14 protein-coding genes, 1 tRNA gene and 1 pseudogene are annotated in these 16,260 nt (G+C 61.1%); 11 read left to right on the top strand and 5 right to left on the bottom strand.

The genetic code is table 11. From position 1 onward, the window contains the following. The first annotated feature begins 168 nt into the window (after nt 1-168). The 4 genes and pseudogenes from H4I97_RS15110 (at nt 169) to H4I97_RS15095 (ending at nt 4,452) form a co-directional block, all read left to right on the top strand. Nucleotides 169-845: pseudogene (locus H4I97_RS15110) on the top strand (sugar transferase). 55 nt (nt 846-900) lie between these two features. Beyond that, complete coding sequence (locus H4I97_RS15105; RefSeq protein WP_182305462.1) at nt 901-2,166, top strand: polysaccharide biosynthesis/export family protein; 1,266 nt, start codon at nt 901-903, stop codon at nt 2,164-2,166. Between the two features lie 7 nt (nt 2,167-2,173). Further along, complete coding sequence (locus H4I97_RS15100; protein WP_182305461.1) at nt 2,174-3,463, top strand: O-antigen ligase family protein; 1,290 nt, start codon at nt 2,174-2,176, stop codon at nt 3,461-3,463. Nucleotides 3,464-3,474: 11 nt separating this feature from the next. Continuing rightward, nucleotides 3,475-4,452: an acyltransferase family protein gene (locus H4I97_RS15095; protein WP_182305460.1), complete on the top strand. Its 978-nt coding sequence runs from the start codon at nt 3,475-3,477 to the stop codon at nt 4,450-4,452. 22 nt (nt 4,453-4,474) lie between these two features. On the opposite strand, the gene H4I97_RS15090 is transcribed toward H4I97_RS15095, so the two are convergent. The 4 genes from H4I97_RS15090 to H4I97_RS15075 all read right to left on the bottom strand — a co-directional run bounded on the left by H4I97_RS15090 (nt 4,475) and on the right by H4I97_RS15075 (nt 6,738). Next, complete coding sequence (locus H4I97_RS15090) at nt 4,475-4,939, bottom strand: DUF411 domain-containing protein (RefSeq protein WP_182305459.1); 465 nt, start codon at nt 4,937-4,939, stop codon at nt 4,475-4,477. Nucleotides 4,940-5,060: 121 nt separating this feature from the next. Continuing rightward, entirely contained in the window at nt 5,061-5,444 is a 384-nt protein-coding gene (locus H4I97_RS15085; protein ID WP_182305458.1) for a hypothetical protein, read from the bottom strand. 133 nt (nt 5,445-5,577) lie between these two features. Continuing rightward, nucleotides 5,578-5,653, bottom strand: a tRNA-Thr gene (locus H4I97_RS15080). A gap of 125 nt (nt 5,654-5,778) precedes the next feature. Further along, entirely contained in the window at nt 5,779-6,738 is a 960-nt protein-coding gene (locus H4I97_RS15075) for an NAD(P)H-dependent flavin oxidoreductase (protein ID WP_182305457.1), read from the bottom strand. A 310-nt stretch (nt 6,739-7,048) separates the two neighbouring features. On the opposite strand from H4I97_RS15075, the gene H4I97_RS15070 reads away from it, so the two are divergent. Next, nucleotides 7,049-8,212, top strand: coding sequence for a hypothetical protein (locus H4I97_RS15070; protein ID WP_182305456.1), 1,164 nt, complete (start codon nt 7,049-7,051; stop codon nt 8,210-8,212). A gap of 31 nt (nt 8,213-8,243) precedes the next feature. On the opposite strand, the gene ppk2 is transcribed toward H4I97_RS15070, so the two are convergent. Next, a complete protein-coding gene (gene ppk2, locus H4I97_RS15065) occupies nt 8,244-9,131 on the bottom strand; it encodes a polyphosphate kinase 2 (RefSeq protein ID WP_182305455.1) in 888 nt (295 codons plus the stop codon). A 188-nt stretch (nt 9,132-9,319) separates the two neighbouring features. On the opposite strand from ppk2, the gene phoR reads away from it, so the two are divergent. From phoR to phoU, 6 genes are all read left to right on the top strand, one after another. Then, nucleotides 9,320-10,564: a phosphate regulon sensor histidine kinase PhoR gene (phoR, locus tag H4I97_RS15060; RefSeq protein ID WP_378143369.1), complete on the top strand. Its 1,245-nt coding sequence runs from the start codon at nt 9,320-9,322 to the stop codon at nt 10,562-10,564. A 195-nt stretch (nt 10,565-10,759) separates the two neighbouring features. Then, nucleotides 10,760-11,800 (top strand): substrate-binding domain-containing protein, encoded by a 1,041-nt coding sequence (locus H4I97_RS15055; RefSeq protein ID WP_182305454.1) that lies wholly within the window; start codon nt 10,760-10,762, stop codon nt 11,798-11,800. Between the two features lie 66 nt (nt 11,801-11,866). Further along, a complete protein-coding gene (pstC, locus tag H4I97_RS15050) occupies nt 11,867-13,327 on the top strand; it encodes a phosphate ABC transporter permease subunit PstC (RefSeq protein ID WP_182305453.1) in 1,461 nt (486 codons plus the stop codon). A gap of 107 nt (nt 13,328-13,434) precedes the next feature. Continuing rightward, complete coding sequence (gene pstA, locus H4I97_RS15045) at nt 13,435-14,679, top strand: phosphate ABC transporter permease PstA (RefSeq protein ID WP_425306243.1); 1,245 nt, start codon at nt 13,435-13,437, stop codon at nt 14,677-14,679. 32 nt (nt 14,680-14,711) lie between these two features. Next, on the top strand, nt 14,712-15,500 hold the full coding sequence (gene pstB, locus H4I97_RS15040; RefSeq protein ID WP_244658789.1) for a phosphate ABC transporter ATP-binding protein PstB: 789 nt from the start codon (nt 14,712-14,714) through the stop codon (nt 15,498-15,500). 46 nt (nt 15,501-15,546) lie between these two features. Further along, nucleotides 15,547-16,260 carry a phosphate signaling complex protein PhoU gene (phoU, locus tag H4I97_RS15035; protein ID WP_182305450.1) on the top strand — a complete coding sequence of 238 codons (714 nt, stop codon included), beginning with the start codon at nt 15,547-15,549 and terminating at the stop codon, nt 16,258-16,260.

Genomic DNA, 16,260 nt, shown 5'->3' with positions numbered 1-16,260 from the left:
GTAATCGGTTGAGCGGCGCGTGACCGGCGCAGAGGGCGCGGGGTTCGAAGGGAACCATTTCCGGGTGTCGGTGGCGACGCAAGACAAAATCTGACCACACACTCCGTCTTGGATAAGGGCCGCGTCCCCAGGGACCGACCAATCGCCAACGTAAATGGAGTCATCTCTATGAAGTACGCGACTCGATCGGCCAGTTCGCCGTTGTTGCACACGCTTGAGGCCGGCACTCCGCCGGTTGGGGGGTATCCAAGAGGGTTTTCGACGTCTCCGCCGCCTTGGCGGCTTTGCTGCTTTTCAGCCCTCTTTTTCTTCTGATTGCGGCTCTCGTCAAATTCTCAGACGGTGGCCGGGTCTTCTACGGCCATCGCCGTGTGGGGCATAATGGCCGAAGCTTCTACTGCCTGAAGTTCCGCACCATGCGGGAGGATGCGGACCGGATCTTGCAGGAGTATCTGCGAAACAATCCGGCCGCCTACGAGGAATGGCGCACCAGCCGAAAGCTGCAGGACGATCCGCGGGTAACCGTCGTCGGCAGCGTGCTCCGCAAACTCAGTCTCGACGAGTTGCCGCAACTCATCAACATCGTCCGCGGTGAGATGAGCGTCGTCGGCCCGCGTCCCGTCGTCGAAGAGGAGCTGGAACTCTACGAGGTTGCCGCCCAGTTCTATCTGCAAAGCCGTCCCGGTCTCACCGGTCTTTGGCAGGTCAGCGGCCGCAACGACGTCTCCTATGCGTCGCGCGTCGCGCTCGATTCTCACTATGTACAGAACTGGTCGCTGATTAACGACCTCATCATCGTAGGCCGGACGGTACCCGCCGTCTGCCTGTCGCGCGGAAGCTACTGACGTCCGGCGGCCATGCCGCCGGACGAAGACGACAGAGAAGAAAACGGGGTATCACATGCGTACTTTCTTCCGCCGCCGGGCGTCTACAGGCACTGGCTCAAGAGCTTTGGTTTGGCCGCTCGCCTTCTCCCTGTGCGCGGCTTTTGCCTTTCATGGCCCAGTGCGCGCTGAAGAGTATCATCTCGGCGTTATGGATAAGCTGAGGGTCCGCGTCGCCGAGTGGCAGACCGCGGAAGGGGCTGTTCGTGACTGGTCGGCCGTCAGTGGCGATTATACGGTCGGCGCCTCGGGCAAGATCTCGCTGCCCTTTCTCGGTGAACTCGCCGCATCCGGCAAAACGGCCGAGGAAGTCTCCGCAGAGATCGGCGAAAAGATGCAGCAACTGTTCGGACTGCGCGACCGTCCCTCCGCATCCGTCGAGATCGCGCAGTACCGGCCGATCTATATCTCCGGTGAGATTCAGTCTCCCGGACAGTATGCCTATGTGCCCGGCATGACGGTGTTGAAAGCCTTAAGTCTCGGAGGCGGAATGCGTCGGCCCGATCCGGGGCAGCGTGTCGCGCGCGACTATATCCGTTCCGAGGGAGATGCGTCGGTTCTTATCGCCGAGCGCAACCGCCTTCTCGCCCGCCGTGCTCGCCTGCAGGCGGAGATCTCAGGCAAGGACAGCATCAGTCCGCCAAAGGAGCTCGAAGGTATCTCCGAGGCAGATCAGTTGCTTGCTAGCGAAACAGCACTCATGAAGTCGCGCAACAAGCGCCTGACGTTGCAACTGCAGGCGCTCGCCGACTTGAAGACCCTCCTGAACAGTGAAATCGAATCGCTGGCAAAGAAGGCCGACACTCAGTCCAGACAGCTGGAGCTCGTTCAGAGCGACCGGGAGAAGGTCTACAACCTGACGGAAAAGGGTCTGGCGGTCAGTTCCCGCCGCCTGTCCATCGAACAGCAGATGACGGATCTTCAGGCCGGCCTGCTCGATATCGACACTGCGTCCCTGAAGGCACGCCAGGACATCAACAAGGCCGGACAGGACGAGACAAACCTGCGCAATGATTGGGATGCGCAGCTTGCCCAGGAACTGCAGAACACAGAACGAGAACTGGAAACCAACACACTGAAGCTCGGCACCAGCCGTGACCTGATGAGCGAAGCTTTGATGCAGTCGGCAGTCGAGGCGACATCCGCAAAGGAGACCGCGACAGTCACCTATGCCATCGTCCGCGAGGTCGATGGAAAGGCTCGGGAAATGACGGTCGATGAGAACACTGCCGTACTTCCGGGCGATGTCGTGAAGGTCAGTGTCGGGGTGGCCATGCGATGAGGTGCGGATGAGGGTCGCGAAGTCCAGTCTGATCGGGCCGGGTGAGAACACGTTTTACGGGACCGTGGCAGTTGCGCTCTCGTTCTTCGTTTTCGCCTATTCGGCACGTCTGGGGCAGATTTCCATCCTTTTCTATTACGGGCTGTGGCTGCCACTGGCGCTGGTTGATTACCGCCGCGTGCTCGGCAACTACGCCCGCTACTACTGGATCTTCGCCTTCGCGGTCTTCGCCTGCCTTTCCGTCTTCTGGTCTGCTGCCCCGGCCCACAGTGCCCGTACCGGCATTCAGTATCTCTCGCATGTGATCTGTGCACTTGTTGCGATGCGCGTCATAGATCTGCGAACGCTCATCAAGGGCGCAATCGTCGGAACCGGACTGGTCCTTGTCTTTTCCCTGCTGTTCGGCGTCTACCATTATGACCCGCTCGACGGCTCGTACAGTTTCGTCGGCGCGTTCGCCTCGAAGAACCAGCTCGGCTTTTACGCCTCGCTCGGGGTCTATTTTGCCTTCGCTGCCGTCGTCCTGCTGGCCGATGGCAAACTCTGGCTTCTTGCAGCCGCCGCGGTCGGGCTGCTCTCCGCCTATTCGCTCGCCGCGTCGCAATCGGCGACCTCGGTGCTGACCGGAGCGGTCGTGGTGGCACTGGCCACGGTTGCGCGTGGGCTACAGATCCTTTCGCCGAAGCGGCGCAAGGGGCTCTTCCTGGCGGTGGCAGCCTTCGCTTTCGTCGGCATTCTTGCCTTCGTGTACGGGGACGGCTTTTCGCTCATTCTCGGAGCTTTCGGCAAGGACGCCACCCTGACCGGCCGGACCTATCTCTGGGAGCAGGGCATGGAGGCTGCCCGTGCCAATCCCTATTTCGGTGTCGGATATCAGGCCTATTGGGTCCAGGGCTTTTCCGAAGCCGAGCGGCTGTGGGACGAGTTCTTCATCACGAGCCGTACCGGTTTCCATTTCCACAACACCTTCATTGAGGCGACGGTGGAAACGGGTCTTGTGGGCGTTCTGCTGCTTACGCTCGTGCTTGTTGTGACGCTTGCCGGACATACCTGGCAGATGCTTTCCCGTGCCGCGGGCCGGGAATCGGTAATACTCTTCGGGATATCGGCCCTGCTCGCCATGCGGGCCTTCGTGGAGATCGACATCCTGACGCCTTATCATGTCGGCTCCTTTCTCCTCTATTTCTGCGCGGGCAGGCTGACACTGCGGCAGGTCTCTCACCCGCGCCGTCGACCTGCCGCTCTTGTTCCGGTGGCAGTCCGCCCGGCTCCCGCATATGGCGGAGCGGGCATGTGAAGGAGGCGCCGTTGAACACGCTCTACGGAATTCAGTATCTCCGCGCCGCTGCCGCGATCGCCGTGGTTCTGTTTCATGCCGCCGAAAAGCTTGGCTATTCCTTCGCAATCGGTGCCGTCGGCGTCGATGTCTTCTTTGTCGTCAGCGGCTTCATCATGTGGGTGGTTGCCGAGCGTCGCAGTCCGACACCCTTAAGTTTCCTGCGCGGTCGCATTCGTCGGATTGTCCCGGTTTACTGGATGGCGACGGCGGTGATGATCGCTGGCGGTGTTGTCGGGCTCTTTCCAAATCTCCGGCTGAGCATCGGCCATGTCCTCGCCTCGTTCCTCTTCATTCCGGCGCGCTCGCCGAGCAACGGCGAGATATGGCCGGTCCTCGTGCAGGGCTGGACGCTGAACTACGAGATGTTCTTCTACGTCGTCTTCGCGGCGGCACTCTTCCTGCCGAAGCGATGGCGATTTCTTGCGATCGGGATGCTGTTTGCGGCACTGGTCGTCGTCGGCCAGATGTTCGCGAGCGACAACCTGTTCCTCCTCACCTATACCCGTCCCATCATTCTTGAGTTTGTAGCGGGAATGGCTATCGGAATGCTCTGGCTGCGGCGTCGCGTGCCGGGGCGCCTGACGGGGGCACTGCTGGTTGCCGCCGGCCTCGGCGGATTTGCCGTGATCCACCTGCTCGGCTTGCCGTTCGACACCTGGACCTGTGGTCCTCTCGCGACGGCGCTGGTCCTCGGCACGGTTTCTCTGGAGGCGAGCGGCGGGGTCGCTCGTGCAGCACTTCCCGCGTTTCTCGGTGACGCGTCCTATTCCATCTATCTCTGGCATACCTTCGCAATTTCTGTGGTTGCGAAGCTTGGGATGGCGGCCGGCATAGCGATGCCGGCCCTCATGGTTTCGGCCGTCGCGACCGGCATTCTGGCCGGCGCGATCGGTTATAGGGTGCTCGAACGTCCGACCATCCGCCTCTGGCGTCAGCCAGCCTGGTAACCCGCGTCGGCGTGCGTTGCCGTCAGCCCTTCGGCCCTGCCCGGAAGTAGACGGTCGGCTGCTTCGACGGGTCCTTGTAGACCGCGTAAACCTCAAACGAGGCGTCGGGATCGTCGCCCATGCCGGGCGATCCGGACGGCATGCCGGGAACGGCAAGGCCCGCTATGTCCGGCTGTTCGGACAGCAGTCTTGTGAGAGCCTGCTCGGGGACGTGGCCTTCGATGAAATAGCCGCCGACCACCGCGGTGTGGCAGGATTGCATCTCGTCCGGCACGCCGTAACGCATCTTCACCGGTGCGAGATCGGGTTCGTCGATCGTTCGAATGCTGTAGCCGGCGCGCTGCATGGCCTCGCCCCAAAGGTGGCAGCAGCCGCAATTGGGATCCTTGTGAAGGGTAATCGTCTCACCGGCAGCGAAGGCAGCATCGGCTGCGACGAATGCGCCGGCGGCGAGAACGGCGGTGCAAAGAAATTGTCTACGGTTCATTGTCTTGTCCTGGATTTGGTGTGCCGGTGCGGTCTTCCGCGCATCGCCGGCAATCGAAAGCATGAGAAGCGGACCGCGAACGGCGCATACCGAGCGCGGACCATCACGAAAAGAGATCGCGTCAGGCTTTCGGAGGCTCCGTCGGCGGCTTCACCATGATCCCGGTAACGAGTACATCAGCGTCGGTCTTGTCGCGGCCGGATCTGACCGTGACAGTGGCGATGGGCGCATCGGCCAGAACCGCCGGAGCGGCGCACGCGGTCTCGCAAGAGCGGAGGATCAGACAATCGCCGCAGCTTCCTGACTGCAGCTTTGCGCAGCAATCATCTCCACGGGAGACAGGCATGGCGTTCGACGGACCATGCATATGCGTGGACGCCATCGATGCCGCGGCAAGTTCGTGCGTTACACCCGCGGCGAAATTCGAGTTCACCCCCGCCGGCCCGAGTGCAAGGACCAGCATGGCAAGGAACACGACAAGGCTACGGCGGATGGATTGTGCCATGTTTTCAATCTGCCACGAACCGGGGAAAACGGAAAGAAAATACTCCGCGCCGGTTCTTGGAAAAACGTCGCAGCGACATCGCCGGCGCACTGCGGTGTTTTTCTGCTGGTTCGATTTCGATGAAACAGGAAAGTGGTGCCGCTTACGTGACTCGAACACGTGACCCCATCATTACGAATGATGTGCTCTACCGACTGAGCTAAAGCGGCCAAGACGAACCGCGTCTGGCGCGGTTCGTTGATCTGTGCGCGCTGATACAAGCATCGCGCGGGAATTTCAAGCCGGGATTTTCTTCTCCCGGCGTTTTCCGTTTGGAGCCGTGCTCGTCGGCGGGTTAGAGGGCGAGGCGGCTGCGGGCCGCCTTGTACTCTTTCTCGAGTCGGTCGACGACGGCCGCCACAGGCTCGATGGCCTTTACCGCGCCGATGCCCTGTCCACAGCCCCAGATGTCCTTCCATGCTTTGGCGCCGGTGGTGGCCTTTTCGAAATCCATCTTCGACGGATCGGCGACCGGAAGATTGTCGGGATCCATCCCGGCGGCGCGGATCGACGATTTCAGATAGTTACCGTGAATGCCGGTGAAATAGTTCGAGTAGACGATGTCGTTCGCCTGCGCTTCCACCACGGCCTGCTTGTAGGCATCGGAGGCGCGCGCTTCCGTCGTTGCGATGAAGGGGGAACCGATATAGGCCATGTCGGCACCCATCGCCTGTGCGGCGAGAATGCCGCCGCCTGTGGCAATGGCTCCGGCAAGCAGCAGCGGTCCGTCGAACCACTCGCGGATTTCCTGTACGAGCGCGAACGGCGAGAGTGTTCCGGCGTGGCCGCCTGCCCCGGCTGCGACCGCTATCAGCCCGTCGGCACCCTTGCGGATCGCCGAATTGGCATGCCGGTTGTTGATCACGTCGTGCAGCACGATGCCGCCGTAGGAATGCACGGCCGCATTCACCTCGGGGACCGCTCCCAGTGAAGAGATGACGATCGGCACCTTGTACTTCACGCACATCATCAGGTCGTGCTCGAGGCGCTTGTTGGACGTGTGAACGATCTGATTGACGGCAAAGGGCGCCGCCGGCCGCTCCGGATGGGCTGCGTTGTGGGCAGAAAGGTTTTCGGTGATCATGGCGAGCCATTCGTCGAGCTGACTCTCGGGCCGGGCGTTGAGCGCCGGGAAGGCGCCAACGACGCCGGCCTTGCACTGCGCGAGTGTCAGCTCCGGATGCGAGATGATGAAGAGCGGCGAGGCTATCACCGGGAGGCGAAGATTCTCGGAGAGGACCGCGGGAAGTGCCATGAAAGACCTCGGAGTGTTTTACGTTTACGGAAACGTCAATTTACTTAGCAGAGGATGGGCAGATGGAAAAGACCATGCCTGCAGGTCAATTCGGAGCCCGTCACGCAGAGAATGCCGGCTGCTCGGGGTGGCCGCAGGGAGAGCCTGATCGGGTTTGTCGACGGCGACTTCGTCGAAACCAGGCCACTTTTTTCTGAGTATCTTCCCTCCTGCGGACGCGAGGCCTTGCAGATCGGCGGGGCAGCCGTTACCGAATCGCTGAGCAGCAGCAACGGGATCGGCCCGGTTGCCGACCGACGAGGGAACGTCAGTGAACGGATTGGAAGCGGCCATCAGGAACGCTCTAGAGCGATCGGATCGCGCCAATGCGGAAACGCGTGCCCGGATCTACCAGTCGGCGCGGCACGCACTGGAAACCGGACTGCAGAAGCAGGGCATCACCGATCCCGAGATCATCGCCCAGCAACGGCATAAGCTCGAGACGGCAATCCATGCAATCGAGCTGGAGGAACGGGAGCGGCTCTCGACCGCTGAGCCCGAAATGGGGCTTCCGCCGTCGGCCGATGTGGTCGCCGAGCCGCAACGCCCTGACACGCCCGCGATGCCGGCAGTCCATGCGCCGGCAGTTTCCGCCGTCGAAACCGGTTCGGGTGAGCGCCGCGAAAATGCCCCAGCCGCGGGTGATTTTGGCGACCTGCGAGCCGAGCGCCTGCATCGGGGTTCTGAAAGCGTCGATATATCGATGGAACGGGACGAGAGCCGGACCGCCGCTGCGGCGATGGAGGTTCGTCCGGAGGCGCCGATCCGTCCGCGGAAAAAGCGGCGAGGCCTCTTTGCACGGCTCTTCATGTTCGCTGTTCTTCTTGGGGCGATCGGCACGGGGGCATGGTGGGTTTACACCTCCGGGCTCATGTTGAGCGAAGCGGAGCGCGATACCAGTGTCCCCAATCCGCCGCCGCAGGCCGTGGAAGAGGACTTTACCGGCACGCAGGAGCCGAAGCCGCTCGAAACCCGGAACGGCTTTTCCGACGACTGGATCGAGATTTTCGAGCCGAAGCGCATCGACGTCATTCGTCCACGCGCCAATGCCGCGGTGGATGTCGTCAGTGCCCGCGACGGAACGGCGATGAATGTTGTCTCGCGTTCGCCTGACGCCGACGGCAATGTCGAGATCACGGTACCAACCGACACCCTTCGCGAGATGGCGGGCAAGACGTCGACATTTGCTCTGACCGTGGAAGCCTCGGGCGACCAGCCTGTGCAGATCGCCGTCGAATGCGACTTCGGCAGGCTCGGTGACTGCTCGCGCCATCGCTTCACCGTAAACACCCAGAAAACCGACGTGCTGTTTCGCGTAACCTTCGACCGGTCCATGGCCCCGGCGACGCCCGGCCGGCTCCTCTTGAATGCCGGGCTGGGCGGTGCTGGCCAAGGCGTGAATCTCTATTCCGTCCGTCTTCTGCCGGGGCAGTGATCGCCGACGGCTGCCGCGCCATTCCTCAACATCATCGGCCTGCGAGGAAATCCGATCCCTTGCCGATGATCTTTTTGTCCATTTTGCCGATCTTCTCGTCGTCCTTGCCTTCGTAGTCTATCGACGTGAGGATGTGGCGGATCGCGTTCAACCGGGCGCGGCGCTTGTCGTTCGCCCGGATTATGGTCCACGGCGCGTGTTCGGTATGGGTTTCCTCGATCATCCGGTCGCGTTTCTTCGTGTAGTCGTCCCACTTGCCGAGCGCGGCGATATCCATCGGAGAGAGCTTCCATATCTTCAGCGGATCGTGGCGGCGGTCGTGAAAGCGTTCGATCTGCATTTCCTGGCCGATCTCCAGCCAGAATTTGAAGAAGTGGATGCCGTCGGCGGCGATCAGCTTCTCGAAATGCGGCGCCTGTTTCAGGAACTTCTCGCATTCCGTTTCCGTGCAGAATCCCATGACGGGCTCCACGACCCCGCGATTGTACCAAGAGCGGTCGAAGAGCACGAATTCGCCACCGCTCGGAAAATGCGGCACATAACGCTGAAAATACCACTGGGTCCGCTCCGTCTCCGTCGGCTTCGTCAGCGCCACAACGCGCGCCGACCGCGGATTCATGTAGGAGAGGATCACGTGGATAGTGCCGCCCTTTCCGGCGGCATCCCGTCCCTCGAACAGGGCCATCACCCGTTTGCCGGTCTTCTGCAGCCAGAACTGCACTTTGACGAGTTCTATCTGCAGCTGCTGCAGTTCTCGTTCGTAGTCGTCCTCATCGAGCTTCTTGTCGTAAGGGTAGTGCCCGGAGGTAAGCGACTTGTCGTCGATCCAGTCGGGAAGGTGCGGGTCGTCGATGTCGAAGACCCTTTCCTTCCCGCCGAGCTTGAGTGTTACCGCACGGCTTTCTGCTGGCGTATTCATTGAGATTTCCCTCGTCGCGACCGGAGATGCACTAGTGAGGACATATTCGCGCCGCCAATACAAGCATCGGTCCGGCTCTATCGCCGGGGGATATCCCGCAGTGGCCGTGGCAGGGCCAGTAAACATCTGTCATGAATTATGTTTATCACGGGGCGCGTGGGTTCCTGGAAGTGGCAGATGAGGGCTGCGTGGCTGAAGATCGCGGTGCTTTGAAAGTGGTGATGTCGCGCTTGCGCGCGGGCTGGAGCTTTCTGGCCGCGGCGGCTCTTGTGGCGGCGGCCGCCTATTTCGCCGGCGCGCAGCCGGTGTTCTCTCTCGCCCTTTGGTTCCTTGCAGCGCTCGCGGTACTCGTTCGGGATCAGGCTTCTCCGCGCATAGAGGAAAGTCCTACTGAACATACGGAAGCGATCGAAGCCACGCTTTCGCAGGTGGAGTCGGTTCTCGGAGCGCTTGATCTGCCGGTTGTGATGATCGACGGCGATGCGACCGTCCTGGCCCAGAACAATGCCGCCGAGAAGGCTTTCGGTCCCTTGCTGGCGGGCCTTCATATTTCCACGCGCTGGCGCTCGCCCGGCATTCTCGACATGATCCGCGAGACAATCGAGACAGGCGAGCCAAATCAGATCGAACACTCCGAGCGGCTGCCGTCGGAGCGTGTCTATATCGTCCGCTCGGCGCAGGTCGAGGATCCCGCAGGCATGCTGCCGCAGCTCTTCCTTCTCTCGTTCCGCGACATATCCGAACTGCGCCGGCTCGACCGGATGCGTAGTGATTTCGTTGCCAATGCGAGCCATGAACTGCGCACGCCGCTCGCGTCGCTCCGCGGTTTCATTGAAACCCTTCAGGGGCCGGCTCGCGGCGATCCGAAGGCGCAGGAGCGGTTCCTGGCGATAATGCTGGACCAGGCGACGCGCATGAGCCGGCTGGTCGATGATCTGCTGTCGCTGTCCCGGCTCGAACTCAAGGCACATATCGCGCCGGACCAGAAGGTCGACCTCGTCCCCGTACTCGGGCATGTGCGGGATTCGCTGGCCCCGCTCGCCGCCGATCTTGGCGTCGATATTTGTCTGCACCTGCCGGAAGGGAAAGTTGAGGTCCTCGGCGATCGCGACGAATTGGTGCAGGTTTTCGAGAACCTCGTCGAGAATGGTTGCAAATACGGCCAGGAGGGCAAGGTCGTCGATGTCTACCTTCGCCACGGCGACGGCGTGCCGGTGGAGGTGAGTGTCGTCGACCATGGGCCCGGAATTCCGGCCGAGCATGTTCCCCGTTTGACGGAGCGCTTCTATCGCGTCAGTGTGGCGGACAGCCGGTCCAAGAAGGGTACGGGCCTCGGTCTCGCCATCGTCAAGCACATCCTGACGCGCCACCGTGCACGTCTGATCGTTCGCTCGGAGATCGACAGGGGAACCGACTTCACCGTCCGGTTTTGACATAAACGTGCCCACCGGGTGTGGAAAAATTTAAAAATATAACGTAATTTCAATCGCTTGATGTGTCACAAATCTTTCATCCAAGTGACATAAAAGAGAAGGGCAAGAGTGAGTATGAACGTGCTGCTGATGCACGGGGACGGTGAGGCCGTTTGCGGCTGCATCCACACACTAGCCCACTCACGGGAGATTGAAATGAACACCCTGAAACTTTCCCTGGCGGCAATGGTCGCTTCGGTCGCATTTGCCGGCGCAGCTGCTGCTCGTGACCAGATTCAGATCGCCGGTTCTTCGACCGTTCTGCCTTACGCTTCGATCGTCGCTGAAGCCTTTGGCGAAAACACCGATTTCCCCACCCCGGTCGTCGAGTCCGGTGGTTCGGGCGCTGGCCGCAAGAAGCTCTGCGAAGGCGTCGGTGAAAACACCATCGACATTGCCAACTCTTCTTCGCGCATCAAGCAGTCGGACATCGATAACTGCGCCAAGAACGGCGTGAAGGAAATCCAGGAAGTTCGCATCGGCTACGACGGCATTGTCTTCGCCTCCGACATCAACGGTGCCGAATTTGCCTTCACCCCGGCCGACTGGCACATGGCGCTTGCTGCCAAGGTCGTCAAGGACGGCCAGCTCGTCGACAATCCGTACAAGAAGTGGAACGAGATCCGTGCCGACCTGCCGGATCAGGAAATCCTTGCCTTCGTCCCGGGCACCAAGCATGGCACCCGCGAAGTGTTCGATGAGAAGGTCATCATCGATGGCTGTAAGGAAGACGGCGCCTTGGAAGCACTCAAGGCAGCCAACGGCGGTGATGAAAAGGCCGCCGAGAAGGCTTGTATGGCGCTGCGCACCGACGGTGTCTCGGTCGATATCGACGGTGACTACACCGAGACGCTGTCTCGTATCGATGCCAACAAGAATGCTATCGGCGTATTCGGTCTGTCCTTCTACCAGAACAATACCGACAAGCTGCGCGTCGCCACGATGTCCGGCGTAACGCCGTCCGTGGAAACGATCGCCAAGGGTGAATATCCGGTTTCGCGTCCGCTCTACTTCTACGTCAAGAACGCTCACCTCGACGTGATCCCTGGCCTGCAGGAATACATCGAGTTCTTCGTCTCCGACGAAATGGCCGGTCCGGACGGCCCGCTGGCGGCATACGGCCTGGTTCCCGACCCGGAACTCGCCAAGACCCAGGCGGCCGTAAAGGCTCGCACGCCGATGGGTGCGTTGAACTAATCCGCTCTGACCGGTGGCGCGGTGATCGCGCCGCCGGTCTTGTTCTTTCTGGAGGTTGCTGGCGAGATGAGTCCGGGCATCGTTGTCCTTGTCGTGGCGGCAATTTCGGCCGTCGGGTATGTTCTCGGTCGGCGCCGAGCCGTGTCTCTCGCGGCGCGTGAGCGGGCTAAGCTTCACTCACTTCCCGCCTATTATGGTCAGACCGTCGCGCTGTTCGCGGCCGTTCCCGCCCTTGTCGTGCTTGTCGCGTGGTTGGTCGTTCAGCCTCTACTGATCGAAACGCGCGTCAGCGACATGATCCCCGACAGCGCAATACCGGAAGGCGGGGCGCGCAGCCTGGTCATGGCTGACGTCCGCCGGATTGCGGATGGCCTTGACGCGGTGCTGGCGCGCGGCGGCATCAGCGAGAGCGAGCTTTCGCAGATGCAGGCGGATGTCACCGACGTCCGCGGTCTTCTGGCCGGGATTGGTGTGGCTCTCGGTAACGACGTTCCGCCGCCGGTGTTTGAGGCGGCGAAGTCCTACCGTCAGATTTCCAAGACCGGCAACATCGTCGCCGGCGCCTTGGCCTTGGCCCTTTCGGTCGGTTTTGCTCTCTGGGCGTATCGCCGCATCGCGGTTGATCTGCGGGCGCGAAACATCAGCGAGCGTTTCGTTCGGGCCTTGCTTGTTTCAGCGTCGACGATCGCCATTCTCACGACGATCGGCATTATCGCGTCGCTGTTCTTCGAGACGTACTCTTTCTTCAAGATCTATCCGGCCCGGGACTTCTTCTTTTCCACCGTCTGGAACCCTCAGTTCCGTGGTGGTTCTGACCTTGGCATCCTGCCGCTGCTCTGGGGCACCTTCTACATTTCGCTGGTGGCGCTCGTCGTCGCCGTTCCGCTCGGCCTGATGATCGCGATATATCTCGCTGAATATGCTGGACCGTCCGTGCGCAGCCTGGTCAAGCCTGCCATCGAAGTGCTCGCCGGTATCCCGACGATCGTCTACGGTCTCTTTGCGCTCGTGACCGTCGGACCGTTTCTGCGCGACTGGATCGCGCAGCCCCTTGGGCTTGGAAATTCCTCATCTTCGGTGCTGACGGCTGGCATCGTCATGGGGATCATGATTATCCCCTTCGTGAGCTCCCTGTCCGACGATATTATCAACGCTGTCCCTCAGTCGCTGCGCGACGGTTCCTACGCTCTTGGTGCCACGCAGTCGGAGACAATCAGGCAGGTCGTGTTTCCGGCGGCCCTGCCGGGCATCGTGGGTGCGGTACTCCTGGCCGCGAGCCGCGCGATTGGCGAAACGATGATCGTGGTGCTCGGCGCAGGCGCGACCGCCAGGCTTTCACTCAATCCGTTCGAGGCGATGACGACGGTGACTGTGAAGATCGTCAGCCAGCTGACGGGCGACACCGAATTTGCCAGCCCCGAGACGCTGGTTGCCTTCGCCCTCGGCCTTACCTTGTTTGTCCTGACGCTCGGGCTGAACGTGCTGGCCCTCTACATCGTGCGCAAATACCGGGAGCAGTACGAATGACCGAGATTTCCGCGTTCTCCGCCTCGTCTGCCGAAGCCAGAGGCAAGTCGCTATATGCTGCCGACGAGAGAACCCGCCGGCGCAATGCGGCCGAGGCGCGTTTCCGGATGATGGGACGCATCGCCGTCATCATCGGTATTGTCGCCCTCATCGGGCTGCTGGCGTCGATCCTGTCGAACGGCCTGTCGTCCTTCCAGCAGACATACGTCTCGCTCGACATTTTTCTCGATCCAGCCAAGTTGGACAAGGCGGGCGACCGCAATCCGGAGGCGATCGCCAAGGTATCCACCTTCGGTTATGCGCCGCTGATCCAGAAGGCTCTCCAGGATGCGATGGCCGCGAAAGGTATTGCTGGCGACGGCGTCAATGCAAAGACAGCCGCAGAACTGATCTCCAAGGAAGCCCCGGCCGATCTGCGCAGGTTCGTCCTTGCCGATCCTTCGGCGATCGGCCAGACCGTCCGTTTCGATCTTCTCGCCGCCGGCCGTATCGATGGCTATTACAAGGGCCGCGTGACGATGGAGAGCGCCAAGCTCGACCGGAACATATCGCCCGAGCAGTTGATGCTGGCGGACAAGCTGAAGGAAGCGGGCATTCTGACGACCAACTTTAACTGGTCGTTCTTCACGGCACCGGACGCTTCCGATACGCGTCCGGAAGCCGCCGGTCTCGGTGTCGCCATCATCGGCTCCGCCTATATGATGCTCATCGTTTTCGTACTGTCACTGCCGCTTGGGGTTGCTGCCTCGATCTACCTGGAGGAATTCGCTCCGCAGAACAGGTTCACGGATCTGATCGAGGTGAATATCTCCAATCTTGCGGCGGTGCCTTCGATCGTGTTCGGTATTCTTGGCCTCGCGGTCCTCATCAACTTCGTGGGTTTGCCGCAGTCGGCGCCGATCGTCGGCGGCCTCGTACTGACGCTGATGACGTTGCCGACCATCATCATAGCCACGCGCGCGGCGCTGAAGGCAGTGCCGCCGTCGATCCGCGATGCAGCTCTCGGCGTCGGTGCGTCGAAGATGCAGGCGACCTTCCATCATGTATTGCCTTTGGCGATGCCGGGTATCCTCACAGGAACGATCATCGGTCTGGCTCGCGCCCTCGGGGAGACGGCGCCATTGCTGCTCATCGGCATGGTGGCGTTCGTCCGTGAGTATCCGGCCGGGCCACCAGAAGGCTTCTTCGACCCGGCATCCGCTCTTCCGGTCCAGATCTACAACTGGACGCAACGCGGCGACCCGGCCTTCGTGGAGCGCGCGTCCGGTGCGATCATCGTGCTTCTCGTATTTCTGCTGATGATGAACCTGATCGCGATCATTCTTCGCCGCCGCTTCGAGCGCCGTTGGTAAGAGGGCTGACTATGAGTAACATGCCGACTACAATGACGACCACGACGAAGGCTGCAACGATGAACGACTCGAAGATCTCGGCCCGCAAGGTTCAGGTGTTCTATGGCGACAAGCACGCGATCAAGGACGTTGACATCGAGATACCGCCGCGTTCGGTCACCGCCTTCATCGGACCTTCCGGCTGCGGCAAGTCGACCTTCCTGCGCTGCCTGAACCGCATGAACGACACGATCGCCAACTGCCGCGTCGAAGGACACATCTCCATCGACGGGGAGAACATCTACGATCCCAAGGTGGATCCGGTTCAACTGCGCGCCAAGGTCGGCATGGTGTTTCAGAAGCCGAATCCGTTCCCGAAATCGATCTATGAGAACGTCGCCTACGGCCCGCGCATTCATGGGCTCGCTCGCAAGAAGTCGGACATGGACGACATCGTCGCGTCGGCATTGCAGAAAGCCGGCCTCTGGAATGAAGTGAAGGATCGCCTCGATGCGCCCGGCACCGGGCTTTCGGGTGGCCAGCAGCAACGTCTCTGTATCGCCCGCGCCGTCGCCGTCAGCCCCGAGGTCATCCTGATGGACGAACCTTGTTCGGCACTCGATCCGATCGCGACCGCCAAGGTCGAGGAACTGATCCACGAGCTTCGCGCGAACTACACGATCGTCATCGTGACCCACTCCATGCAGCAGGCGGCGCGTGTGTCGCAGCGCACGGCGATGTTCCATCTCGGTGAGCTCGTCGAAGAAAACGATACCGACAAGATGTTCACCAATCCCGACGATCAGCGCACGCAGGACTACATCATGGGCCGCTTCGGCTGATGCCCTGTCATCGGTCGCGCTGACGCATTCATTCGAGGATCACGACATGTCATCGACACACATCTACTCCGCCTTCGACGAAGAACTGAAATACCTGATGCGCCGCATTTCCGAGATGGGCGGACTTGCCGAACAGATGGTGAGCGACAGCGTCCGGGCATTGGTCCAGGGCGACTCCGCGCTTGCGCACAAGGTCATCTCCGACGACGTCATCATGGACGCAGCAGAGCGCGAAATCGGCGACAAGGCTGTCATTACCATCGCCCGTCGTCAGCCCGTCGCCAGTGACCTTCGCGAGATCATCGGAGCGCTCAAGATCGCCAGCGACCTCGAACGGGTCGGCGATCTCGGCAAGAACAACGCCAAGCGCGCCATGGCGGTCCAGAGCGCCGGTATTCCACGCAAGCTGGCTCGCGGGATCGAACATCTCTCCGAGCTCGCGCTCGTTCAGCTGAAGGAAGTTCTCGACGTCTACTCGACCCGATCGGCGGAAAAGGCGAAATCGGTTCGTGACCGCGACGATGAGATCGATGCCGTCTACACGTCCCTGTTCAGGGAGCTGTTGACCTACATGATGGAAGATCCCCGCAACATCACCAGCTGCACGCATCTCCTCTTCTGTGCCAAGAACCTGGAGCGGATCGGCGATCATGCCACCAATATCGCCGAAACCATCTACTACATGACGACCGGGGCCCAGCCGGAAGGCGAGCGACCGAAGGAAGACCTGACGACGGATGTCGGCGTGGTCACCGAGTGA

It is taken from the genome of Ciceribacter thiooxidans (assembly GCF_014126615.1).
Classification (GTDB): Bacteria; Pseudomonadota; Alphaproteobacteria; order Rhizobiales; family Rhizobiaceae; genus Allorhizobium; species Allorhizobium thiooxidans.
This window is presented reverse-complemented; position numbering and strand designations above follow the sequence as displayed.